This is a genomic window from Oribacterium sp. C9, assembly GCF_002007235.1.
In the GTDB taxonomy this organism is placed as follows: Bacteria; Bacillota; Clostridia; order Lachnospirales; family Lachnospiraceae; genus Oribacterium.
On record NZ_MUHW01000033.1, the window covers coordinates 1 to 24,672 of the forward strand.

The 24,672-nt window shown below is 42.1% G+C and carries 22 protein-coding genes, 1 tRNA gene and 1 pseudogene; 3 read left to right on the top strand and 21 right to left on the bottom strand.

All coding sequences use genetic code 11. The annotated features are described in order from the left end of the window. Window positions 1–494, bottom strand: a pseudogene (locus tag BXO88_RS15010) (hypothetical protein); the annotation flags it as partial. Window positions 495–1,233: 739 nt separating this feature from the next. Here BXO88_RS15010 and BXO88_RS15015 point away from each other — a divergent pair. Then, window positions 1,234–2,142: a zinc ribbon domain-containing protein gene (locus BXO88_RS15015; protein WP_078038542.1), complete on the top strand. Its 909-nt coding sequence runs from the start codon at window positions 1,234–1,236 to the stop codon at window positions 2,140–2,142. Between the two features lie 113 nt (window positions 2,143–2,255). Here the strand turns inward: BXO88_RS15015 and BXO88_RS15020 are convergent, their stop codons facing one another. From BXO88_RS15020 to BXO88_RS15065, 10 genes are all read right to left on the bottom strand, one after another. Next, window positions 2,256–2,831, bottom strand: coding sequence for a type II secretion system protein (locus BXO88_RS15020; protein WP_078038543.1), 576 nt, complete (start codon window positions 2,829–2,831; stop codon window positions 2,256–2,258). A 194-nt stretch (window positions 2,832–3,025) separates the two neighbouring features. Continuing rightward, on the bottom strand, window positions 3,026–3,634 hold the full coding sequence (locus BXO88_RS15025; protein WP_078038544.1) for a prepilin-type N-terminal cleavage/methylation domain-containing protein: 609 nt from the start codon (window positions 3,632–3,634) through the stop codon (window positions 3,026–3,028). 163 nt (window positions 3,635–3,797) lie between these two features. Beyond that, window positions 3,798–4,214, bottom strand: coding sequence for a type IV pilin protein (locus tag BXO88_RS15030; protein WP_078038545.1), 417 nt, complete (start codon window positions 4,212–4,214; stop codon window positions 3,798–3,800). A gap of 102 nt (window positions 4,215–4,316) precedes the next feature. Next, window positions 4,317–5,537, bottom strand: a complete 1,221-nt coding sequence (locus tag BXO88_RS15035; RefSeq protein WP_078038546.1) for a type II secretion system F family protein — start codon at window positions 5,535–5,537, stop codon at window positions 4,317–4,319. A gap of 368 nt (window positions 5,538–5,905) precedes the next feature. Then, the gene (locus BXO88_RS15040) at window positions 5,906–6,958 is read right to left on the bottom strand and encodes a type IV pilus twitching motility protein PilT (protein WP_078038547.1); all 1,053 of its coding nucleotides are present in this window, start codon (window positions 6,956–6,958) and stop codon (window positions 5,906–5,908) included. 102 nt (window positions 6,959–7,060) lie between these two features. Next, window positions 7,061–7,822 (bottom strand): TraX family protein, encoded by a 762-nt coding sequence (locus BXO88_RS15045; RefSeq protein ID WP_078038548.1) that lies wholly within the window; start codon window positions 7,820–7,822, stop codon window positions 7,061–7,063. A 2-nt stretch (window positions 7,823–7,824) separates the two neighbouring features. After that, window positions 7,825–9,516, bottom strand: a complete 1,692-nt coding sequence (locus BXO88_RS15050) for a GspE/PulE family protein (protein WP_078038549.1) — start codon at window positions 9,514–9,516, stop codon at window positions 7,825–7,827. Window positions 9,517–9,793: 277 nt separating this feature from the next. Continuing rightward, window positions 9,794–10,252 carry a hypothetical protein gene (locus BXO88_RS15055; protein ID WP_078038550.1) on the bottom strand — a complete coding sequence of 153 codons (459 nt, stop codon included), beginning with the start codon at window positions 10,250–10,252 and terminating at the stop codon, window positions 9,794–9,796. A gap of 91 nt (window positions 10,253–10,343) precedes the next feature. Next, complete coding sequence (locus tag BXO88_RS15060) at window positions 10,344–10,547, bottom strand: hypothetical protein (RefSeq protein ID WP_078038551.1); 204 nt, start codon at window positions 10,545–10,547, stop codon at window positions 10,344–10,346. Window positions 10,548–10,803: 256 nt separating this feature from the next. Further along, window positions 10,804–11,643: a class B sortase gene (locus BXO88_RS15065; RefSeq protein ID WP_078038552.1), complete on the bottom strand. Its 840-nt coding sequence runs from the start codon at window positions 11,641–11,643 to the stop codon at window positions 10,804–10,806. A 421-nt stretch (window positions 11,644–12,064) separates the two neighbouring features. On the opposite strand from BXO88_RS15065, the gene BXO88_RS15075 reads away from it, so the two are divergent. Then, entirely contained in the window at window positions 12,065–12,238 is a 174-nt protein-coding gene (locus BXO88_RS15075) for a DUF362 domain-containing protein (RefSeq protein WP_044996239.1), read from the top strand. Between the two features lie 596 nt (window positions 12,239–12,834). On the opposite strand, the gene BXO88_RS15080 is transcribed toward BXO88_RS15075, so the two are convergent. From BXO88_RS15080 to BXO88_RS15115, 8 genes are all read right to left on the bottom strand, one after another. Further along, on the bottom strand, window positions 12,835–13,548 hold the full coding sequence (locus BXO88_RS15080) for a hypothetical protein (protein WP_078038554.1): 714 nt from the start codon (window positions 13,546–13,548) through the stop codon (window positions 12,835–12,837). Window positions 13,549–13,804: 256 nt separating this feature from the next. Continuing rightward, window positions 13,805–15,457, bottom strand: a complete 1,653-nt coding sequence (locus BXO88_RS15085; protein WP_078038555.1) for a sirohydrochlorin cobaltochelatase — start codon at window positions 15,455–15,457, stop codon at window positions 13,805–13,807. A 49-nt stretch (window positions 15,458–15,506) separates the two neighbouring features. Continuing rightward, window positions 15,507–16,292 (bottom strand): ABC transporter ATP-binding protein, encoded by a 786-nt coding sequence (locus tag BXO88_RS15090; protein WP_078038556.1) that lies wholly within the window; start codon window positions 16,290–16,292, stop codon window positions 15,507–15,509. 16 nt (window positions 16,293–16,308) lie between these two features. Further along, on the bottom strand, window positions 16,309–17,319 hold the full coding sequence (locus tag BXO88_RS15095; protein WP_242945243.1) for a FecCD family ABC transporter permease: 1,011 nt from the start codon (window positions 17,317–17,319) through the stop codon (window positions 16,309–16,311). Between the two features lie 33 nt (window positions 17,320–17,352). Further along, complete coding sequence (locus BXO88_RS15100) at window positions 17,353–18,855, bottom strand: ABC transporter substrate-binding protein (protein ID WP_168171739.1); 1,503 nt, start codon at window positions 18,853–18,855, stop codon at window positions 17,353–17,355. A gap of 178 nt (window positions 18,856–19,033) precedes the next feature. Continuing rightward, window positions 19,034–20,605 carry a citrate lyase subunit alpha gene (gene citF / locus BXO88_RS15105; RefSeq protein ID WP_078038559.1) on the bottom strand — a complete coding sequence of 524 codons (1,572 nt, stop codon included), beginning with the start codon at window positions 20,603–20,605 and terminating at the stop codon, window positions 19,034–19,036. Between the two features lie 267 nt (window positions 20,606–20,872). Beyond that, window positions 20,873–21,661 carry a Cof-type HAD-IIB family hydrolase gene (locus tag BXO88_RS15110; RefSeq protein ID WP_078038560.1) on the bottom strand — a complete coding sequence of 263 codons (789 nt, stop codon included), beginning with the start codon at window positions 21,659–21,661 and terminating at the stop codon, window positions 20,873–20,875. A 226-nt stretch (window positions 21,662–21,887) separates the two neighbouring features. Continuing rightward, window positions 21,888–22,103 (bottom strand): hypothetical protein, encoded by a 216-nt coding sequence (locus tag BXO88_RS15115; protein WP_044996759.1) that lies wholly within the window; start codon window positions 22,101–22,103, stop codon window positions 21,888–21,890. Window positions 22,104–22,610: 507 nt separating this feature from the next. Between BXO88_RS15115 and BXO88_RS15120 the strand changes: the two genes are divergently transcribed. Continuing rightward, entirely contained in the window at window positions 22,611–23,102 is a 492-nt protein-coding gene (locus BXO88_RS15120) for a hypothetical protein (RefSeq protein ID WP_078038561.1), read from the top strand. A 119-nt stretch (window positions 23,103–23,221) separates the two neighbouring features. Here BXO88_RS15120 and BXO88_RS15125 read toward each other — a convergent pair whose 3' ends face one another. Continuing rightward, window positions 23,222–24,085 carry a GGDEF domain-containing protein gene (locus tag BXO88_RS15125; protein ID WP_168171740.1) on the bottom strand — a complete coding sequence of 288 codons (864 nt, stop codon included), beginning with the start codon at window positions 24,083–24,085 and terminating at the stop codon, window positions 23,222–23,224. A 514-nt stretch (window positions 24,086–24,599) separates the two neighbouring features. Further along, a tRNA-Thr gene (locus tag BXO88_RS15130) sits at window positions 24,600–24,672 on the bottom strand.

Below are 24,672 nucleotides of genomic sequence, written 5' to 3' on the forward strand. Positions count from 1 at the left end.
ATATTCCCGTACTTCACCGGATCATCACTGGCCGTTGTAAACTCAACACCCTGCTGTGCCGATATCATACGGCAGCAATAAAACAGCGCCCTGAGAGGAATATCATATCCCGGTTTGTCATCATTCTGAGCTTCTAAGTTTATGATGAGCTTTATATATTCCTCATCCCGATGCCCGGGCAGTCTAAGATACGTCCTGATATCAAATCTATCAAGTCCCTCTTCATTCAGATAAGCCTCAGTACTTAGCCCGGTAATACGTTCGCCCACGTTTGTAAGCCCACTATCGACATAAACCTTTCCTATCAGGACTTCTCCCTCGATGCACGCTTCGATTTCATCATAACTCATTTCGCGGCACTCAGACACCACCTCTTTAAAAATCCTCGCCAGTAAAGGCTTATACGCCAGTATGTTCTTCACGGTCTGATCGAGCCGTATCTTATCCTGATCAGTCGCAACAATTGCTTTCCCAAGTTGTGATAAACGTTCCATATCCGCTCCTACAAAAAGCGAGTAAGACATGAACTTCTCGCCTTAATTATATACCAACCACACCAATTGCAATTAATTAAAAAAGTATGTAGAAACATATGTTCTGCCATTATTATAGGTGCCGGTATAGATTATGTCAATGTTTATAAAAACAATTGTTTGGCAAAATAAAAAGACCGCTCCACCAGCATAAGCCAATGAAACGATCCTTACCATAACTATGAGAAACCCTACTAAACTTTAAAGCTTCCTAAGCCACAGAGCTCCGCCATTTCATACTTTAATCAATCATTTCTTAACTGACAGTTCGCTCTGAATCTCCAAAACATAGTCCAATGGAAGCCCACAAAAAGATGACATGTCCTGAGGCGTACTGCCCGACAAAAGCATCCCTCCTACCAGAGCCCTTATTCGATTTCTATGCCAATGTCAGTTACCTTCTTCTCCATAGCTATAGCATATGTACATATATCTGAAATCTCACCTATTTCTCATTCAATTTAATTAATACTAATTAACCCCCTCATAGTTGCTAACGTCACTAGCTGTTTAAGTTTTCCTTTGAAAAAACAAAAAAAGCTAAAAGAGAACCGTTGATTCTTAACGCTTCGCTTGTCTTTTTTCTGTTTGCAAACAATTATCATTCAACGGTAATGTGTGTACTTTGATAACAGCTTATATTTAGTTGCATTTTGTCGACTAGATGGAAATAAATACAATTATGTAACTGGAGGTAAAAATGAAATGTCCAAAGTGTGGTAATGAGGTTAACGGAAATTTTTGTTCCAATTGCGGTACACCCCTATCTTCACGTAATATGAACATCAATAATTCATCATTCAATAATCAAATGGGTTACAAACCACCATTAAAGAAAAAAAGTTCATTAATGGGAATATTCGGTTTTGTTTTATCTTTTTTGGGGCCATTAGCACTTATTGGTATAATACTTGCAATAATTGATTTAATAACAGACAAGCAGAAACATTTCAAACATGGTCTTTCAATTGCTGCAATAATAATAGGTTCCATAATGCTTTTTTCATCATGTGCTTCAATGATGAATAGTAGCAGATCAAACAAAAGTTCACATTCAAATGCTGCTGCAGAAAAAATAACTGATACTCCGACGACTGTAACTCCAACCACTGAAGCTCAGACTGAAGTTCAGACAACTGAGGTACAAACTACAGAAGCTCCAAGAATGACAAAAGAAGAGTTTATGTACTCTTGTCTTAACTTAAATGATGTTTATAAATCAGTAGCCAGAGAACCCTCAAAATACATAGGGCAAAACTTCGAGTTTACATGTTATGTAATCAGCTCTCGAGAAGCCGGATTCTTTAGCGGTTATCAAAAGTATTTTGTCACTGTAGCATACGATTTTGTGAAAGCTCAGGACGTTATTAACCGTGGATGGGCAAATAACTATTCGGATGCGATGGGTTGGTCAACAGATTTTAAAACGTCTGTATGGCTTATGGATAACCGAAATGAAGATGATTCAAGTTACATTAAAATTTTGGAAAGTGATGTAATCACTGTTTATGGTACATTTGAAGGTATGACCGAAACAAAAAACAATTTTACAGGCGAAAGCGGAGAAGTAGTTTCTCTAGATATTAAATACGTAGATATCTTATCTTAATTTACGAGCTAATTATAATACGGGAGAAGCCAGCACAGCTTCTCCCGTATATTTTTTATCGTCAGTAGGTTGACAACTTCACATTATACTTAAATACATAGTAGTATTCTGAGTTAATTAATATTAACTCTCATGCTATATTTCGGGACATTTACTTCGGATTTTCCACCGACATAATTATTCTTATCAGGACCTACATTATTCTTCCAGTATACATCTACATGCGGCTGAGTTGCTAATGGGTAAATGGAAACTAAGACAACTGCATTAGTATAATCTTCCTTAGGAGCGTATGCTCCATTTGCATTTTCACTTGCATATGTAGTTCCGGCATCAATTTTAGTTCCTTTTCCATATTTCTTTGATGTTTCAGGAAGCAAATCCCTTGTCTTATAAAACTTCCCGGTTTTAGGATCATAAGCACCAAATGCATTAGTACCATTTTTTCCTCCACCGGTATTCCAACTCATTCCTGCTTTTCCAGCGCTTGTTTCATCATAGATCCCCTGATAATACAGATCTATAGCTGCATAAGCGGCTTGCCGCATTATAGCCAAATCATGTGTTTCCCTAGTTTTTTCAAGTTCAGCATTAAAATAAGGAATCGAAATAGCTACAAGCACACCAACTATAGCCATTACTATCAATAACTCAAGCAGAGTAAATCCTTTTTTTAATCTATTTTTCATGGCCAATCCCCTCTTCTCTATACTCCTCTTATAGATAAAAATATCTATACAAATTTAATTAATAATCGACCACTTTTTATGATTTATAAGAAAAATGATGTAATGATAATTATTTTTAATTGTAAAATAACGATTATTAAGACTCATGCTAATTATCTCTATACTCCAATCTATCTTTTCGGTCTATTACTATATCAATTAATATAAATAATCAACCGAGGATATGTATCCTCATTATAATGGCCCCCTTTGCCATTTGTATTATTACCAATAAAAGGTCGGATCTTACCTTTTTTCAATTCTTTCCACGCCACTTCTACTCGTTTCCTATCCCCGTTTGGAAAAATTGATACTTGGCACACTCCCTTTCTGTAGTCTATTGTTGGGTCATAAATCCACTTGCCATCCTCACCTATTAGGTCTATCCCTCCATCAAGGTTGCTGCCTTTACCATAGGCTTTTAAGCCATCGTCAATAGTATCGTCATATATTTTTTTAGAAAAGATGCCTTTATCCGGTATATATATTGCAAAAGCATTACTCTTATCCTTCGTTGCCGCATCATACCATTGCATCCCCGCTTTCTCCGCTGATTTTTTATCTACAACCCCTTCATAATAGAACTGCTGCCCAAGAGCCGCTGCTGCACGCATAGTATGTATATCCGCTGTTTCTCTTGTCTTTTCAAGTTCATGTGCAAAATACGGCACAGAAACTGCAACAAGAATTCCTACAATAACAACAATAATAAGCAACTCAATCAAAGTAAAACCCTTTTTATTAAAATGCCTATAATACTTCATGGTTTTCACCCCACATCACTATTGCTCACTCATCATACCATAAAAACAGGGGAGTCGAACCAACCGCCCAACTCCCCAATCAACTACAAATTATACTCTAATCAAGTCTAATCAAGAATTTTACTTTTTCAAAATCGACACTAGCTTATTGTTAAGGTGTTGCTCAAGGCCATGTCGGTGTATACTTAATATTTCCAGTTGCATCTATATCTATAGTCCATGCAGTTGCAGTATCTGTACCTAACTTCGCTACTTTATATGTAGCTGTAGAACCTGTATCATAGCTCCAATCATTAGGTGAAACAGCCGCATCACCGTCGCCTGTAGAATCTGCATATGCTCCCAACTTAGCAGTAGCAACTGTATACACATATCTACCTGATGTCTTCTCCTCCTCAAGCATCTTTGCAACAGTTGCTGCATAAGCTGCTCTTGCATTTGCCTGGTTTGTAGCAAGATGTGCCTTCTTAAGCTGCTGTGTGAAGATAGGAATTGAGATCGCTACGAGTACACCAATGATAGCTACTACGATAAGTAACTCAGCAAGTGTGAAACCTTTCTTGTTTAACTTCTTTAACATAATTATAACCCTCCTGTTATCCTGTTATATGGTTTTTTATTTAAGAACTGCCTTGCAGTATCTCTTGAAAATAAAGTTTTAGGTTCTGTTCCCTTCCGTCCCCTAAAAAAGATCGTACATGGTGAACATGGGCAGATATACTGAAATAACCAGAAAACCTGCGAATATCGCCATGATGACGAGGAGCGTAGGCTCCAGCATCGTGATCGCCTGATGGATAAGTCTCTCGGTCTCACCTGCGAAGTAGTCACCGATAGTCTCCAGTGTCTTATCCAGCTCACCGGTCTCCTCACCTACGGAACACATATCCTTCAGTGAATCCGGGAAATAGCTGCAGTCTTTAATACACTCTCCGAGCTGCTTTCCTTCCTCGATCTTTCCTATCATCTTTTTTACATCCATCTGCAAAAGATAATTGTCCAGAATCTTCGAAGTAACAGATACGGCACTGTTTACTGTAAGACCCGCTCCCAGCATGGTCGCCATGGTATTGGCAAACTGAGATGAACCGTTCATGACATTGATTCTGCCGATAACCGGCATGTTCAGCTGAAGCTTAGCCTCAGTCACCAGTCCTTTTTCAGTCTTGGTGTAGAACTTCCAACAGATGATGGCTGCGATGATAATGATCGCAAACAACATCCACCAGTCCTTCATGAACCCCGCCATACCTATCATCATTTTCGTCATAAGTGGAAGCTCCCCTCCCAAACTGTCGAAAACCTCTGAAATAGTCGGTATGACCTTCACCATGATGATGACGAGAACTACGAACGCCACGCAGACAACGAAGATAGGATAGGTCAGCGCGCTTCTTATCTTTTCGCTGTTCTTCGCGGTCCTTTCATAGTACTTATGCATCCTGTCGAAAGAGTTTTCCAATGTTCCCGAAACCTCACCCGCCCGGATAGTCTCCAGAAACGTAAGAGGAAAAGACTCTTCATACTTTTCAAATGCAGCGGCCAGACTTGAGCCCCCCAGCACATCTTCCGTAGCTGCCAAAAGTATCTTTCTGAGCTTTTTATCTTCAGTCTGCTTTGAAATCATGTCGATGGCTCTTCCGATAGGCATCCCGGACTGAAGTGTTATAGCAAACTGTGAACACATCAGAGCCAGTGGTCTGAGCTTTATCCTGGGACTTCCCAGATCCTTGCTGAGAAACTGTTTTACCTTCGAAAAATCCGAACTAACCGGTGTGAGACTCGTTACTATAGGACATTTTTGCTTTATCTGTCTCACTGCAGAGTATTCATCCGGGGCCTGAACCACTCCCCTGGTCTCTAAACCTTCTGCAGTTAAAGCTTTATATGAATATGTCGTCAAACAACGTCACCTCGTTCCAATTTTCATCCTTTCAACAACTGATTTCAAAAACTAAACCAATGATTCTTAAAAAATAACAAATTATAAGAGAAATTATTTTTTATCTCTTCTACTTTATATATCGACTTAATTTAACTCATTCTTTAGCTTTTTGCTCTCGTCATTTTAAATATGAAAATTTAAATATTTAATAGTATTATATCGCAAAAAACATTTTTTATCTTGAAAATCTGTAATTTTTCTAATATTTTCGAAAAAAATTAATTTATAAATTCAAAAAAACATTAAAACAAAAAAGTTTTATACACTATTTAATGTTTACAAATCCATCGCTCCATATTTATTTGAAAAAATTTTTCTTATATTTCTTATCCGGTCAGCTTTTTCTTTACATATTCCCGATCCACAGCGGCTTCAATTGCAGTTTCTGTTGTTATCTTTCCATCATTGGAAAGCTTTATCAGGCAGTTATCCATGGTGATGGAGCCCTGTTCCATGGAGCTCAGCATGAAGCTGTGCATCTGGTGGGTCTTTCCTTCTCTTATGAGATTTTGAAGTGCTGTGGTCATGACCATGACCTCCGCTGCAGCAACTCTGCCCTTCCCTCCTGATTTCGGAAGGAGCTGCTGGGAAAGAACAGCCCTCAGGGATCCTGACAGCTGCAACCTTATCTGTTGCTGCTTGGAATCCGGAAATACACTTACTATTCTGTCGATGGAGCTGACAGCTCCGTTTGTATGAAGTGTGGCAAAGACCAGATGTCCTGTTTCAGCCGCTGTAAGTGCAGTCTCTATAGTCTCCAGATCTCTCATTTCACCGATGAGTATTACGTCGGGATCCTCTCTGAGTATAGCCTTCAGTCCGTTCTGATAGCTTTCAGTATCCTTTCCTATCTCACGCTGATTGATGATACATTTATCCGGCTTATATACATACTCTACCGGATCTTCGAGAGTGATGATGTGATCATTTCTGGTGTGATTTATCTTATCGAGAATGGCGGCAAGTGTGGTTGATTTTCCAGAACCTGTCTCTCCTGTTACGAGGATTATTCCCTTCTGAAAGCTCGGAAATGTATTTACTACCTGAGGAAGTCCCAGATCATCGAGCTCCGGTATCTTGTCAGAAAGTATTCTGATGGCGGCTGATATGGCTCCCTGCTGCCGGAACAGGTTTATACGGACTCTCTCATCTGCGATATATCCTCCGCAGTCCAGCTCTCCTATATCCTTTATCCTGTCGAAGTAATCTCCCGCCATCTCTCTGGCGAGTCCTTCACAGTCTTCTTTGGTGAGTACATTTTCCGCGAGATCCACTATCTTTCCGTCTATACGGCACTTGATACGTAGTCCCGCTATCAGATGTATATCCGAAGCTTTTCTTTTTGCAGCCAGTGAAACGATATCCTGAATTCGAATCATTTCTCTTCTCCAATCATTGACACAATTATTTTTTCATCTTTTCCTTTATCAAAGTTAATTAACCCTTTTACAACCAAAAAACGATTAAAAATTATCTGCATATCAGCAGCCGAGCGCCCTCCTCATCAGTATCAGCGCCATGAGATGCAGCGGATAAAATACGTAGAATCCGTACTTCATGAGCTTACCGGCTCTTCCCGGTCTCCCACTGTAACAGCAAGTGGTGAGCAATGCCGCGAGAACGACTCCTATGCATCCGGTCAAAACATTGGCGAGATCCTCTCCCGAGAAAAAATCCACTGCCATGTATATAAGTATGCACCGGAGCCACCCTAACCTAAGCTCTTTTTTGTCTATGCTAACGCATCTCGGTCTCGGCTCCGCATGGAAAGCGCTCATGAGGATCAGCGTAAAGGGCACCGCCCTTATATTCCAGTCTGTATGAAGGTTCGCAGCCATAAGAAGGATATAAAGCATCCCACGTCTGCCCTTGTCCATCACACGATAGTGTACATGTACAGTCAGCATGCAGAGAGCTAGGGTTATGAGCATGTTCAGATACCTGATACCGAGCATCAGAAATGGAATCTGGGAGACCACTCCGAAGAGAAGCATACGGAGAAGGTATTTTTTCCTGTCCCTTGTATAATGGTAGCCTTCTATGACGAAATATATCATCACGGCTCCCGCCATGCTTCCGACGCTGAAAAAGATCCTGCTGAATATGTCTGCTATGTAAGGTGAAAGCTTCAGTCTTTCAAGTATCTGTGCCTCACCTTCTATCCCTGGCTTCAGGATGATCAGTGCGAAATGATCCAGCAGCATGGTCATAAGGGCTAAAATTTTGATCGTATTTCTAGTCATCTTTAATAATCATCCAGCTCCGTAACCGTCCTCATGACCTCATCCACCGTAGTGATGCCTTCCTCTACCAGACGGTCAGCGTTTTCAAGCATGGTGACGTAGCCGGTCTCCTTCGCGAGACGCTGGAACTCCTGCTTGTCTCCGCCGTTTGTTATGCACTGTCGAAGCGCATCGTTCATCACGAGAACCTCGAAATCACCGATACGTCCTCTGTAGCCGGAGTTGAAGCACATGTCACAGCCGCGGCCATGGAAGTATTTGCGACCTTCCTTTTCCTTGAGTCCTGCCATCCTGATCTTTGTAGGAGACATCTCCTCCTCTTCCTTACAGTTTACGCAGATTCGGCGGAGGAGTCGCTGGGAAATGATTCCCCTGAGACCTGCGGCGATAAGATAAGGTGCCACTCCCATATCCTTCAGACGGTCAATAGCACTGACTGCGTCCTCTGTATGGATGGTCGTGATAACCAGATGTCCGGTGATGGCTGCTCTCATGGCGATCTCTGCAGTCTCACTGTCACGAATCTCTCCGACACAGATGATATCCGGGTCCTGACGGAGTATGGAACGAAGTCCTGAAGCGAAGGTGAGCCCCACCTTTTCGTTTATCTGTACCTGTATGGCACCGTTAATGTTGTACTCCACAGGATCTTCAAGTGTTATGAGGTTCGTCGTCTCCGAAAGGAGCTCGTTGATGAGGGCGTACATGGTTGATGACTTACCTGAACCTGTAGGACCTACGATCATTATAACTCCGCTGGTGAGATGAAGGAGCTTCGAGATCTTCGCATCCTCTGACTCCGGGATACCGATTCCTCTTCTGTTCAGTCTCGAGCCGTCCCTCTTCAGGATACGGATAACGATGTTCTCTCCATATATAGATGGCAGTGTGGACACACGGAGATCCACATCCTGTCCTTTCACGCGCACCTTCGCACGACCGTCCTGAGGAACACGTCTTTCGATGATATCCATGTGGCTCATGATCTTGATTCTGGAAATGACAGGCTCCATGAGGTTACGAGGTATGGTCAGTATCCTGTGGAGACGTCCGTCGATTCTCATTCGGATGACCAGATCTCCATCCGTAGGCTCCCAATGGATGTCGGAAGCATTTTCGATAAATGCTCTTTCGATGATGGAATTTACGAGACGTATAGTAGGAGCAGACTCCTCACCTGCGTCGATAGAATCATTGGCGGTTCTCACCTCATCATCCGTGATGCCTGCTTCAGCTCTCATCTGAGCCATAGCCTGAGCGGCGCCTTCATTGCCATACAGAGTGTTGATGGCATGGTCGACAGCATTACCAGCTGCGATCATAGGGATGATGTTTTTCTTACTTGCTTTTTTGGCATCCTCGATTGCCATGAAATTCGTAGGATCAGCCATGGCGAGGAACAGACTGTCCTTCGACATGGAAACCGGAACCATCCTGTTTTGCTTTGCAAGCTTTTTAGGTATGTACTGCGACATCTCAGGCGCTATATCTGTTTTTGTCAGATCTATGTAGTCTATGCCCAGCTGCATTCGGAGAGCGTCGACCATCTGCGCCTCAGTGATATATCCATGATCCACAAGTGTGGTTCCCAGTCTTTCACGTTCCTGTTTCTGTATGACCAGAGCCTCTGCAAGCTGCTCCTCTGTGAGCAGGTTAAGCTCTACCAGCATATCTCCAAGTCTTTTTGTTCTCATTTATCCACTGCTTTCATTAAATGTTGTTTAAAATTAATAGGGAATATCAATTCATATATATAGTCGTACGTTTTAGAGAATTTATAAATTTTTTATTTATATTTTATATATAAAGAAAGAGCCGGACTTTGCGCCCGGCTTCCTACAAATCTAGCTTAATTTGGAATACTGCAATGATACACGAAAATTAATTTTTTAACAACCCCTGACGCGAAAATTTTTGACAGAAATTCTTAAGAATTAGTTAATCTCATAGTAATGGTCATCATCGCAGCCTTCAGACTGTGTTTAACGCATCATCAATAAAGAACAGTAACTCCAAAGCGCTCTTAAACTCTATCTCCTTATCCTTTTCGATCCAGATAGCTCTACCCTGCCAGCTGGCATGCTGTCTCATCTCAGTAAGCACATAAAAAGAAGCCTTCTTACCCTTTTCGCCACTGATATCTCTGGGTTTACGCTCCTTTGCCATGTTAACGAGTCGCTTCTTCGGATCCATAGGCATAGATCTCTGATTGCCTGCCGGACGACGGGCTATAAAACTGCGAGCTTTATCCGAAGCCTCCGGGAACCCCCAATCATCATATATTTCATCAAGCTTATTTAGCATATCCTTACTGGAATCAAATTTAACAGCAGACTCCGAATATTGAGTGAAGATACTCCCCTTGAAATCCTCCTCAGTTTTATCATCTATCGCTACACAGACAAGATCAATACCGAACAGCTTCCCCATAAAATTCCATCCCCTTCTTTCTATGACACAGATAAAAGGCCCTCAGGTTTTCCTTCGGACCGAACAATACCTGTACCATCATCCGGATTTCTCAGCCTAACTGGCTTTTCTCCATATCATCCTCAAAGATATCATCCGGTGAATCGGCATGATCCATGGCACCATCCAGCATCTTCATAAGCTCAAGAGCTGATCTGAAATACTTGGTTTTAGACTTCTGAGCCCAGGTCACCTTCCCCTGCCATGTAGAATTCTCGCGGCACTTGACGTTAACGATAAAAGTTTCACTATTCATTTTTAACCCCTCTTCATTCTATACAACCCGTTCTGTTTGTCTCATATACCCCTCAGAACCATCTACTCTGTTCCGAAGCCTTCACGGTATAAAAAAGGAAGCCCACTTTATCCTTTTTGCATAAAACAAACAAAACCCATGAAATGATGATAGCTCTAACATCATTAAAGTTATAGTTAAATGATATTACAATTTTGGTTATTTTTGCAATTGCAACTTTGAATTATATTGTTTTTTTTAAGGTTATAAGAAAATTTTATTTTATTTTAATCAATGCGCCGTGAACCACGAACCTGTCATCGCCTCCTGCCGGCCCGGTACAGGTGGACAATGTCACTACGGAAGGTCTATGTGTAAAATCTATATCCTCCCTACCGCCGTGGGAATATGAGCTGTTGAGACAGCTTCTTACAAAAGCGTCATAAGCATTATCATCAGAAACAATGGTATATACATCGCTCCCTGCCGTGGTCTGATAATATGAAAAGATCTCGTATTTTCTCACCTCATTGTCAGTATAAATGTAAAAGAACCTATCCTCCGGGGACAGCTCCTTATCCTGCAGCTTTTTCAGTTTTCCGAACATGCTGCCGTTCTTCATGTTGTGCCCGTACAAAAAGGTATTGTATCCCTTGAAATTTTTTTCACAGAGGCAGTCATAAAATATGCTGCCGGAGGAATTGTTGCTGCCTTCGAAGGTCCTGTGGAGGTAGTCTTCATTATCCTTTGAATACACCACCGGATATTTGATTTCCAGAGACGGAATGTAGAGAACGCAGGCGAGATCCGGGTTAACTTTCTTAAGGCCCGAAAAATCTATATCAAGCTCCGGGAAATAGTTTAGACGGGAGTCTGCATCTCCTACTATGACACACGATTCATTTTCGTTTCCATCAGGATACTTCTTGTCGTCTCCGTTCCCGGAATGCTCCTTTATATAGGATTCGCTTATTTCCGCATATTCATCCAGAGCCCTCTTGTACTCCATATATTCCCTCAGAAATAAATAGCCGAAAAAAATTGCGGCTGAGATCGCCGCAATCGGAATGATATAAAAAAGGATGGTTCCAAATGATAACTTTTTCTTTTCTGTCATGATACGTCTTGTTTCCTTGTCTGATACAGAATTCCCCGGCTCCCTAACCTACCTGCTGCCTGCTTACAAGCTCCGCAAAGAAACCGTTCTTCGCCAGAAAGTCAGCAAACTGAGCCACTTCTATCTGTTTCGTCTTTCCGAAATAGTATACTCCAAAAACTCCGAAAAAGGAGATGAGATTTACGAGCTCTTATTCATCCAGTTTATCGAGAGACCTTACCTGATCTTGCCGGGAATATCGGTATGCTAAGGCATGTCTTTAGTTAGTTATGACTAAATGGATTTTTCAAAAAAATACAATATGCGAAAATTATTTTATTGTACTTTATTTCAAACTATACTAATATATCCTTATAGGTGAACTTGAACACTTCATCGAACACTAAGTTTTTTTATTATATTATTTCAAGGAGGAAACACCATGTCACATTTTATCAATGACGAGTGCGTTAGCTGCGGATCATGTGCTTCTGTATGTCCAGTAGAGGCTATTTCAGCTGGAGATTCAAAGTATGTAGTTGACGAGTCAACATGCATTGATTGTGGAGCTTGTGAGGAGGCTTGTCCTACAGGCGCTATCGCTGCTAAGGCTTGATAGATATTTCCGAAAGATAAAACCGCTGGTACCGAAAGGTGTCAGCGGTTTTTTTATATCATAATGATTGACTCCATAATAAATGCCTCCATCACGCCACCATATCATCGAAAATCACTCCGGCAGTGTAACGACAAAGTAAGAGGCTTCAGTATCCTTGTACTTTAGATACTGAAGCCCTTACCTCTCGTGTGGTCTTCTCATAAATAACCTCACATTCTATATATTTTATGTACTAAAGAAGATACGATACTCTAAAACAATACATAACAATTTAAATCAGATTTAAACGGATTAAATATTCAAAAAGTATCTCAAATCTTCTTGTATCATCATACTATCACCCGAAATATTTTCCGTCAATCAATCAAATATAGAATTAATTTTTATTTTATATATCTAAACCATGCTTTATAAATCGATATATTATTCTTTATATGTATCTTTATATGTATCTTTATATGTATCTTTATATGTATCTTTATACGTATCTTTATACGTATCTTAATTTGTATCGTCGGATGTATGGTCACAAATATTGAAGGCGATATAAAAAGAGGCATGCCCTTGCGGCACACCTCTGCTTAAATACTTTATCACGATCTGAATCTGATGGTCAGCTCTGCTGCATTCTTTGAGACTGTATTGATGATGTTGTCCACATCATTTATAGCCTCAGACAGCTTCCTGCCACTCTTAACCTCTGCAACTATGATGTTGGAAAGTATCTCCATCATCATGTTGTTTATATCATCCGGAGTAAATGAAATCTTTCCGTCCTTATCGACTTTTGCTTTCATCTGAAAAGCCCTGCCCTGCGGCAAAAATGCCGGCGTCGGCTGAAGATTCGGCATAGCACCGAGCTTCTCGCGTAAAGCGTCTATGATATGTCTTCCCAGAGGTGACTGGGTATCTATCTCCTCGATGCTCTTTACATCGATGTTGTTAGCCAGATCACTCTTCAGCTTCTGTGCACGCTTTTCCAGATCCGCCTTGATATCACTGCACTCCTTGTCGAGCTGTCTCAGATTCTTGTCGAATTCCTCGAGCTTCTCGTTGGTGCACTTTACCACCGACTCAGCCAGCCTGTCATATGTCGAGACCATAGACTCATCCATGATACGGCCGTCGATATATGCTATAAACTCATCCATGACCTGAAACTTCTCATCGGATGACTTGTACAGCAGTATGAGCAGGTCTTCATCTCCCTTTCCCATATAGGCACAATAATTCTTTTCATCCGAATCAAAAATATATAAAACATAGTGATCATCCTGATCACTTATTCTCTTTTTGATAACATTCATATTTTCCCTCCCGGATTTTGAGTTCCTCTCAAGAAAAGCAAAGACATCGTGTCTTAATCATATCTTCGACAAATTTTCTCTGAGGATAATATCTACATCCAATATAAAAAAATACAGAAAAGTAGAATACCAAAAATCCACACGGAAATAAAGGGGTTGAATGCCGTTTTGTTTAACACTGTATGATAAAGCATACCTATCAGTAAGCTGAATACCAGTGCCAATGCTATCACTACTGCATATATGATAATCGTGATCATGCTATGACTACCTTCACCTTATGATCATACCACTTTCCTTTTTTGCCGAGGATGGCGAGGTCGAACTCCTCATCCAGCTTCTCCACAGGGATGTCAAAGCCAAACACCTCTTCTTCGCTGCCGTCAGAGTAAGTCACCTTGTCTGTTGTCGGCTGCAAAACATTGGCACTGTCCTTTTCAGCCTTGTCTGCTGTTCCTAGATAAAGGTTTGTGATGTTCTTGGAAACCAGAGAAACATGGATGTTCATCTCTCCGTCCTTTACAGTGAGAACGCCCTTTCCGTCATGAGCCTCGTTTACATGGAACATGCTGCTGTCTGTTGTGAAAAGTGCGTCGTAGGTTCCGTCCTCCTGAGACTTTGCAGCCTCTTTCTTCTCTGATTTTCCGGTCGCTGCCTGAAGGCTCTCGATGGCAGCCTTACTGTGACTAACATAAAGCTCCTGAACCGCCGGGATACCACCAAGTCCTGCTATCTGAGTGTCAACTGAATCAAATGCTCCTGAAGCAAGAAAAAGACTCTTCCATGAATCCTCATCGTCTCCTGCCATGTCGTTATTCGCATGGTCACCGGCAACTACCATAAGGGGTCTAAGCACCACCTTCTTGTAGCCTGCTGCTTTGATCTTCTCGATCACATTCTCGCAGGATGTACTTTCAGGCTTACCCTCAACAGTGCCGATAAAGACATTGGCATGATCGAGAGCTTCCATCTGAGACTGCATCTGCTCGTAGGTAACGCTTGCTGCGTGTGATGTGCCGTGACCCATAAATACGAAAGCTGTTCCGTCATCCTGTGAAGCCTTGAGATCCTTGTAGCCTGCTGCTGTTAAGGCTTCCTTTGTGATAGCCTCCGCTACAGCCTTTTTGTCCTCGTTCACTGAACTTGAGTCCTCGCCTACCTGACCGAGAAGAGGCTCAGCGATAGCGACGCTCTCGAACTTGTCTTCGTATGACTTTACTGCGGCTGTGATCTCGTCGTACTCCGCACCGTGCATAAGATGTGTCGGCTGAACCACGAGATTCTTTACGCCATTGTCAACGGCTCTCTGAAGTGCCTGATCCACGTTATCGATCTTCTCTTCGTCCCGGGCCTGAACATGATTGATGATTATCTGAGCTGTGAAAGCTCTTCTGACTGACCAGTCAGGATATGCCTTCGCAAGTGCCTTCTCGATGCCGCCGATATCTTCCGCACGGGAGTCGTTGAAGGATGTTCCGAAGCTTACTACCAGAAGCTCGTTCTCACCGATCTCATCTCCGTTCAGAGGATCGTCCTTTGAGGCATCTCCGGTATCTCTTCCGAAATAGTCAGGATCCGCATCTTCGCCGGAAACCAGCTCCTTCTGCTCGTCAGTGAGGGCATCCCAGGCAGCCTTTGCATCCGCACACTGCTTGTCTGTGTTCTCATTCCACTCCTGAACATAGATCGCATCTATAAGTTCTGCCACATGATCAGCGGCTTCCTGATCGCCTTTCTCTTCAGCCCCCTCACTTTCTACAGCACTTTCAGCCTTTTCCGCGCCTTCAGTACTCTCGACCTTAGTCTCTGCAGGCGCTGAAGCCGCAGGGATATCATTAGTTCCGCAGGCTGCTATAATTGATGATGCAAGAACTGCTGCGCATAAAACCGCCAGATTTCTTCTCTTCATAATTTCCCTCCCATTTTTAAAAAGTCAAGAAAAAACTTTTTATCGGAGATTATACCACGCTTTCCATGGAATGCAAAAGTATCCTGAGATTCTCTTCGCTTATGTCGTAAAGCTCACAAAGCACCTTCCGGTTGAGTATCTCTCCCGGGCTTCCCACTTTAATTATGTCTCTGTCCTTCACGCAGATGATCCTGTCCGAAATAACCTTCGCAAGCTCAAATTCATGAAGCGAGAGAATGATGGTCATTTTCCTCAGGTCCCGTAGTTTCTTAAGGAGACTCAGGAGCTCCAGCTTGTATCGTATATCCATATAGGAAGTGGGCTCGTCCAGCACCATGAGCTTCGGCTCCTGCGCTATGGTTCTCGCCAGCATCACCCTCTGCTTCTGCCCGTCACTTAACTCCCTGAAATAACGGTTTTCCAGCACCTCTATCCTGCAGAGTGCCAATGCTTCTTCCACCACCTCATCATCATGCTTTTGCAGCATTCCCATGTGACCTGTGTATGGGTATCTTCCCGACTCCACCACATCTCTCACTGTCATAAGCTCAGGATCGATACGCTCAGTCAAAAGTATAGAGACTGTTTCCGAAAGCTCACGATAGGAAAGCTTAGAAAGCTCCCTCCCATCTATGTATACAGCTCCTTTTATAGGAGGAAGCTGTCTCGCGATCGTCTTTAATATAGTAGATTTCCCGGCTCCGTTCGGTCCGATGAGAGTCACTATCTCGCCTTCTGCGATCGATAGCTCTATATCTCCGATCAGCACCTTCCCACTATAGCCTACCGACAGATCATTCAGTTTTATTAATTCCTTTTTCTGAATATTTTCCATTTAAAAGCTCTTTCTATCACATTTTCCTTCTTATCAGCATAACTATCACTATGGGTGCGCCGAAAATACTGGTCACGGTGCTTATATTCAGCTCTGCCGGTGCAAATGCACACCTCGCTATGAGATCACATCCCATACAGAATACGGCACCGCAAAGAAACGTGGCAGGTATCACAACCATGGCCTTAGAGACCTTCAGCATACTCTTCGTCAGAAATGGTACAGCGATCCCGACGAACGAGATCGGTCCCGCAAAGGCTGTTACCGTCGCAGAAAGTATGCTGGACAGTAATATAAGCAGGATCCTGAAAAAGCGAACATTGACTCCCATGCTTTTCGCATAGTTCTCGCCAAGCTGAAGGGCATCTATGGGCTTTGAAAGAAGAAAGGATAAAACTGTGATGAGGGTAACGATAGAAGCCGCGACAGAAACATTGTCCCATGACATACCCGAAAAACTTCCCAGAGACCAGCCCCTCAGATTTACGATATCCGAATCCTCTGCAAAAGTCAGCAGAAAATCTGTGGCGGCTGAACAGATATAACCCACCATGATTCCTGACACCAGAAGACCTGCGGAATCCTTGATGCGTCGTGACACCAGAAGTATGAAGCCTGTGGTTATGAGGGCACCGAGAAATGCCGCCGCGATCATGTTCCACGAGCTGACGCTGCGATAAACTCTCAGAAGAAATATCATGTTGAGAGCCACAGCAAATTTCGCGCCTGATGAGATTCCCAGAACAAAGGGACCTGCGATGGGATTCCGGAAAAAGGTCTGGAGCAGAAATCCGGATACAGAAATGGCGCCTCCCAGAATCGCCGCCATGAGCAGTCTCGGAAGACGTATCATGCGGACGATGCTGTAGGCGCTGCTGCCCTCATCCCCCCCGGACAGGATCTCAACAATCCTGGGTACAGGTATGCCGACATTTCCTGTGTTTATATTTAAGATCATGAGGATAAAAAAAGCAGCCGAAAGGAGGAAAAAGACCACTCCATATCGTATAGCTCTTCTTTTTTTCATTGCCGTTCTTTCCTTCATCTGAAATCTGTTCCCTCAGTTCATTTTTTTCAGGAATCTCATTTCTCCGCTCTCTCCCGAGAGCATGATGTGAACATCTCTCGCAAACTCGGAAACTGTATCAGTAGACTGATAGAATTTTCCGTCAACCATGTAGACATTGGCATCTTTTACCGCCTTGAAGCCTGACAAAAGTTCATTCTTGGCCACCAGATCCTCTACAGTCTCGACGGTGCTGTCGATATTTCCGTTGTAGATGATATAGTCCGCATCCACCGCCGCCTGGTAGAACTCTTCCATGGATATGTCTGCGGAAATCCCATCTACCCTTTCCTTAAGACCGTCAAACACATACTCTCCACCGCCGTCACGGATCATTTTGGGGATATAATCATCGGAATTTCTTATGACTGCCAGACCTCTGGAATTGAAATAGAAAAAGGCGACTGTCTTCCCGGTCTTCTCGAAGCCCTCAGCTATTCCTGAACGAAGCACCTCGTTTTTGAAAAATGTCTCTGCCTCGGATTCATGACCTGCCAGAGCACCGTACAGCTTCACCCATTCTGTCCTTCCGAGGGCGCTGCTCTCGTAGCTTGACCAGTCGATAAATACCGGGATACCCACCTTTTCCAGCTGTTCCTTCGTCTCGGGAGAATGAAGTATCATCGTAGACTCTATGGCGAGGTCGCAGCCTCCATCTATTAGCATCTCATAGTCAGGAGCACTGTACTTTCCGGCAAATGTCATCTTCCCGGACTCTATCGCCTCCCTCGGCGCCTCTATATCCCACCCGGAGATATCAGTGCCTGTATACCTTATGAGAGAAGTCTCATCGAGAACATCGAAAAGTGACATGGCACTTGTGGCTGCTAGATAAACATGAGTGATGGGCTGCTTCAGAACTGTGATTTCCTTCGAGAGATCATCCGGAACAGCACAGCCTTCCGGCACAATCAGGTATTTTCTTCCGTCAAGAACAGAGATCAATCTATATGTATTGCCGGAAACTCCGTTTATATCTGATTCATTTATGTAGTAGTGGACGGCGAAACACTTCGCGTAATCGAGCTTCATGGAATACTTGTAACTGAGTCCGGCTATATCCGGAGCAGTCAGATCCGCATTCGCATTTTCCGATATCCGGCTGTCCTTCACCTTCTCACGAAGATCTGATGAAGCTTCATCCGCCTCACCACTGCTATACTTATCATCTATAGAAATATATATGGTATAGCTTATCTCATGGGGCTTTGACATGGCAGTGGTACAGCCGACGAGCTCCATATCAGTATCTAATTCGACCGGTACAGAAAAAGTAGAAGTTTTATCTGTATGATCTCCGAATATTTTCTCATCCTCCACTCTTACATATTCGTAATTTGGACTTGAAAATGTTATCTCCGCTACAGCCTCTCCACCCGATACCGTGACCTTTTCACAGCTTATACTTACTCTTCCTGAACCTCCTGACCAATCAAATCTTGTTGGGGCGAAAATCCCTTCAGATTTATGACCGCAGGCAGAAACAGCAAGTACCAAAAAGATACATATTATTATATTCAGTAAATTGAATCTTATTTTCATGATAAAGATAGTATTACATGAACTTCAGGAGGTCAAATGTTTGTGTGTGCTCAAAACGGTATATTTTATAAGCAGACAAAGCGGGCATCTCGTACCCCTGTACTCGATGCCCGCCTTCTGCGTCTTATATGTTTTAAATTATCTCATGTATGGTCATCTGAGGCTTTACGCGTTTCACCACATCCATGATCGTTCCGTCTCTGCTCTCGATTATACCGACGATCTCATCTTCAAAATTTATAGGTTCAGGCTTACCTACTATCGAAGCAGCTATGTCTATAAGCTCCTGGATCCTGACGACTGGAAGCCCGGCCTTAGTAAGGTATTCTATAAGGTCCTGTCTGTGTGGATTCACAGCTATTCCGTAATCGGTAACCAGCACGTCAACCGCTTCACCCGGAGTAGTGACATTGACAACTCTGTCAACAACCGTCGGAATACGGCTCCTGATGAGAGGCGCAACGATGATGGAACATTTACTTCCTGCGGCTGTATCAGGGTGCCCTCCCGGTGCCCCGCGAAGCACACCATCTGAGCCCGTGGTGACATTGACATTAAAATCCTTATCTATCTCCAGAGCACCAAGGATAACAAAATCCAGCTTATTGACGAAAGCTCCCTTGTTAAGCGGGTCAGCATACTCCGAAGTTGAGATCTCATAGTGTCTCGGGTCCTTTGCTATGGACTCGATCGCAGTCTTATCAAAGCACTGGGCATCAACTATAGTTCTGATGAACCCCTTCTCCATCAGCTCGCACATAGGCTTCGTGATACCGCCTATCGCAAAGGACATTTTAATATTTCTTTCTGCCATCAGTGGCTCAAGAAATCTCGTAACTGCGAGGGAAGCTCCGCCTCCGCCTGTCTGGAAAGAGAACCCGTCCTGGAAATACGGGGTGGCAGCCATAACCTTTGCACAATCCTCCGCCATCTTAAGCTCTCTCACGTCCTGAGTCATTCTGATGACGTTGCTTGCTATCTTGTCAGGATTTCCGATCTCATCAACTACGCACACAAAATCCACATCTGTCATGGAAATGGATGGCGGAAAATTAGGAAATGGCACCAGCGTATCTGTGATGGCTACTGTATAGTCTGCATACTTAGCGTCAACAACTGAATAGGAAAGAACACCACAATCGCTCTTACCTCCGATGGCACGAAGGTTACCGTATTCATCAGCAGTAGGCGCACCGATAAACGCTATATCGATATGTACATCCCCTTCCTCGATAGCCCTCACTCGACCGCCGTGGGAACGAATTATGGCGGGAGTCTTGAGTTTTCCGTAGGACACCGCCTCACCTATTTTATCTCTGATACCTGAGGTCTGGATGCCAGTGACAATGCCTTTTTCGATGAGCTCCGCCACTACTCTGTGGGCCGCTCCAAGCGAACTTGCGCAGACCGTCAGATCCTTGAGTCCCATTTCAGCGGCTGCCTCCATGACCATGTTAACAATGTAATCTCCATCTCTGAAATGATGGTGAAAGGAAAATACCATGCCATCATGAGCTCCGCACTTTTCCAGAGCTTCCTTTATAGATGAAACAACTTTTTTTCTGTTTGGATCCAGCATACCGTGAGCAGAAACACTTGCCTTTTTATACGGCTTATTATCTCTGTAACAGCCTCCCATGAAGCCTTCCTTGCCATATCTTTTTAATATTTCATCGGGAATCTCCCGGCCTACAGCATTAATCATAGTAACCCCCTTCCATAAACATCAGAAAAAACATCAGTGTCAAAAGTTTCCATCAGACCGCTTCGCGCTATGCGCTGTTGGGAACGTCAGCCCATTTAGTTCGCTTCGTTGGGAACACCAGCCCATTGGAATACGCTTCGCGTGGGCTGGCGCTATATGGCAAGTCCCCTTCGGGAACTTGTCACGTACCGCGAAGGGCTGGCGCTATATGGCAGATTCCTGCGGAATCTGCCACACATCATGACACTTATATCATATTATACCTTATCACAATAATGTTTTCATCACTTCAAGTACGCCATATTCCCAATATGGTTTTATCACAATGTCTGCAACAGCCTTCAGTTCCTCTCTTGCATTCTCAACTGCGAAGCTGTGACCAGCATTCTGAAGCATTTCCATATCATTTATATTGTCGCCAAAAGCGTAGGTCTCTTCCTTTGAAACACCAACATAGTCCTGCAGCCACTTAAGAGCCGTGCCCTTGTTGGCCTCTCTGCTTACACAGTCGACCCATGTGGAACCTGATGATGCAAGCTTTGCCTTATCCTTCCATCTCGGGATGAAATCCTCCCTGCAGGATTCCTCACAATCACTGGTATGATATACGGAAAGCTTGATTACATCCTCCTTGACATCATCGATGCTGTCGATCTTTGTCATATCGAATTTATAGGAATCGACCAGCCAGTGATACATCTCGCTGTTCGGATCCTCCGCATAGCATGAACCTACTGTTGAGATAAAACAGTCACGCTCCTTCACACTTTTTGCAGACCGATACATTTGCATCCAAAGCTCCTTTTCGATAGGATAGGATTTCAATATCTCATTCTGTGTTCTAATCACTGAACCGCCATCGCATATAAAAAACAGCTTCCCCACAAGCGGCATGAAAAGCTTTGATACGCTGGAATAGGATCGCCCGCTGCATATGACAACGTGGATTCCTTTGTATATAAGCTTTGATATAACCTCATAGTACTCAGGATTTATATCCAGCGTTCCATCCTTGACCAGTGTACCATCAACGTCTGTTATTACTATTTTCGTCATTAAAAACCTCTCACTTCAAATCATGTTACTGTAGATTTACTGAATGAAAACTCTGAACATTATAATGCAAATCCTCTGACCGGTCAAAAAACTTCATAAATAGAAAAACCTGCACTTTTCTATAACACAAAAAAAGACGGTCACCCGTCATGTTAATGCATCTATAATTTTCCTCATACTCCTTTTCTATAACGCAAAAAAAGACGGTCACCCGTCGGTGTCCGTCTTATCTGTCGAGTACCTGTAACTGCCATAAATCCATGTTTTCCAGTGAAAACGTATTGTGAGTAGGTGTAAATGCTGATTTCAGCTCTTTTGCCGTCACTGTGAAGATATGTGCCATTCCGGTGATCAATGTGATCATTTCATCTTCTTCATTTATCACTGCCGCATGTTTTCCGTCTACGTTACTCTTGTAGATTTTCGTCTCATCGATAACCATAAATTTATCCCCCTTTTCTTCTAGATTTTTTATTTTCGAAAAATAACTCATACATATTTTTCTATTTAAAAGTATATCGACCTATATTATTATTTTATAACATAAATTAATAATTGTTATATATAAATCAATATTAATGATTAAAAGTTATTTACAATTTGTCCATATGTATTAAATATTTCAAATATTAACTTATTTTTTTTATTTTTTAATACCTGATTTACTCGCTTCACTCGATCCTATATTCCTCTTTTATTTATATTCTTCACAAATCATCAATCTGTATTAATGCTTTTTACAGTTAAAATGTTCAATTATTTAATACCTTAAACCCTAAAGCTATGCTATTATGGAATTAAGAATAGGAATATACATATTATATTTACTATAGTTTGTGCGATGTACGTATATATCGGAGACATTAACATTTCCGACTGTTCCCGTTGTATTTTGACTCGGGATCGATTTGATATCTATTATCTTCATATATTAACGGGGAGGTTTGATATGGGTATTAATAAACGCGAATTTGGAAAAGGAATTCTATATGGCTATGGCATTGCCCTGAAGAACATGAATTGCGGCAACGCCATCAGCTTTATCGCAAAACATAAGGAAATAATTAGAAGCCTGTATCCTGAAACAGAATTGGATGATATGCTTGGCTGCCTCTATCAGGCCAACAAAGTCGGCTCGGATGATTACGATATGATCATCTTTGACCATGGTATGGATTATTTCCCATATCTCATAGGACTCACCTTAAATGTTGAGCTCGGAACTACCGGTTTTCTCGGTCTCGTGGGCGAAGAGAATTTCGATGACTGTCTCATCTGGCAGCCTGAATATCCATGGGAGATGACCGATACCGACAAGTCCATGGATCAGGATAAGATCGACGAAATCTTTGAAAAGGTCATAAGCGAGCTTGGTATAGAAGCGAAGCCTGTACATATGGCTCTTTACTATGATGATTTTCCAAAGAACACATCCTTTTAACACACATATTTAGAGAAGCATAACTCATTTTTGGGGGTCAGCTTTTACGGTGTATAGAACCGTAAACCATTATCTGAACTACAAATTATGCATAAAAAAACGGAGTAAAGGACTTTCCTTTACTCCGTAATTGTTCTTCTGTCATGAGAACTGTAATACTTTTTCTTTTCCTGATACATCTTCTTATCGATGACTTCAAGGATCTCTTCCATCTTGATAAGCTTCATATCAAAGATCTCATATCCTATAGACAAAGAAAGCGCATAATCTTTCTTTAGCTGCTGATTAACTTCCGCAAGATTTTCGTTGATACGATCGATACATTCGTCTGCTTCACGGTAGTCCTTTGTATTCAGAAGAACTACAAACTCATCTCCTGCATATCTTATAACACTGCCCTTGTCTCCTACAGACCTGGTCACACAATCCGATACGAACAGAAGACCTCTGTCACCCTCTGAATGTCCGAATTTATCATTTATCTGCTTAAAGCCGTTGATATCGATCATCATGAAGCAAAGAACACCTTTATCTTCATACTCCACATTGATTCTTTCAAGATAATATCTATTAAACAGACCTGTAAGCTTATCTCTGCAAATGTTTTCGTTCTGCAGTGCCATGATCATAAGTGTTACACTTACAGCACATCCCGCCCATACAACAGAAACTCCGGGTATGGTAATCTCTATAAGCAGCCCTATAAAAACAGGAATGAAGATCTGAAATGCAGGAAAAAAAGGGATCATTGATATCTTACGTTTCTTAATGTAAACAGAGATACCTGCAAAAAAGAAAAACAAAGCCGACAATATATAGAGCCAGAAGAATTGTCCGCGATGATAATTACTCTCTGCATCTACATAGAATACTAAAGGTTTAAAGAAATTAATTATAAGAACCGCTACTCCCAGCAAAGATATATAGTTGAGAAGCGATTGCAAAAGCTTGGAACTATCGATCTGATTGTGTCTTTCAAGCAACAAAACCCACAATGGTCCGATAAGAAAAATCGAAAAGAACAGCCACACGTTGCCAATGTAAATCGTAGCCCTATAAAGAAATCCTGGTCTGCCAAAGCAGGTATAAACAATGCATTCAACTATGCAAGATGTAATGATGCATAATGTGATCCAGAATAAATATCTATCTTCTGTATTTCTTCTTAAATTAAAGAACCTGTTGATAACATTACCCATTATCAGCAAAATTCCAAAGGCATTTAATATATATATTTCAGTTAAATTAATAGTATTCATACATTTCCAGACAAACGGTAAAATCTTTATAGTTTTTTTATAATTTACTCTGATTTATCATCGACTGTTCTTGCTGATTGTATAACTTGGGATGTTTATTATTGATGATTGATGTCTTATAAAAACTAATAAATAATTTTAGAATGTTGCTTGCTTTGATTTTTCGTTGCTTTTTTAAGCACTTTCATAAGAATTTAAATTATTATAAAAAAAAATAGGATTGTAATCCTATTTTCTAAGCCGGGATTCGGACTCGAACCGAAGACCTACTGATTACAAATCAGTTGCTCTACCAACTGAGCTATACCGGC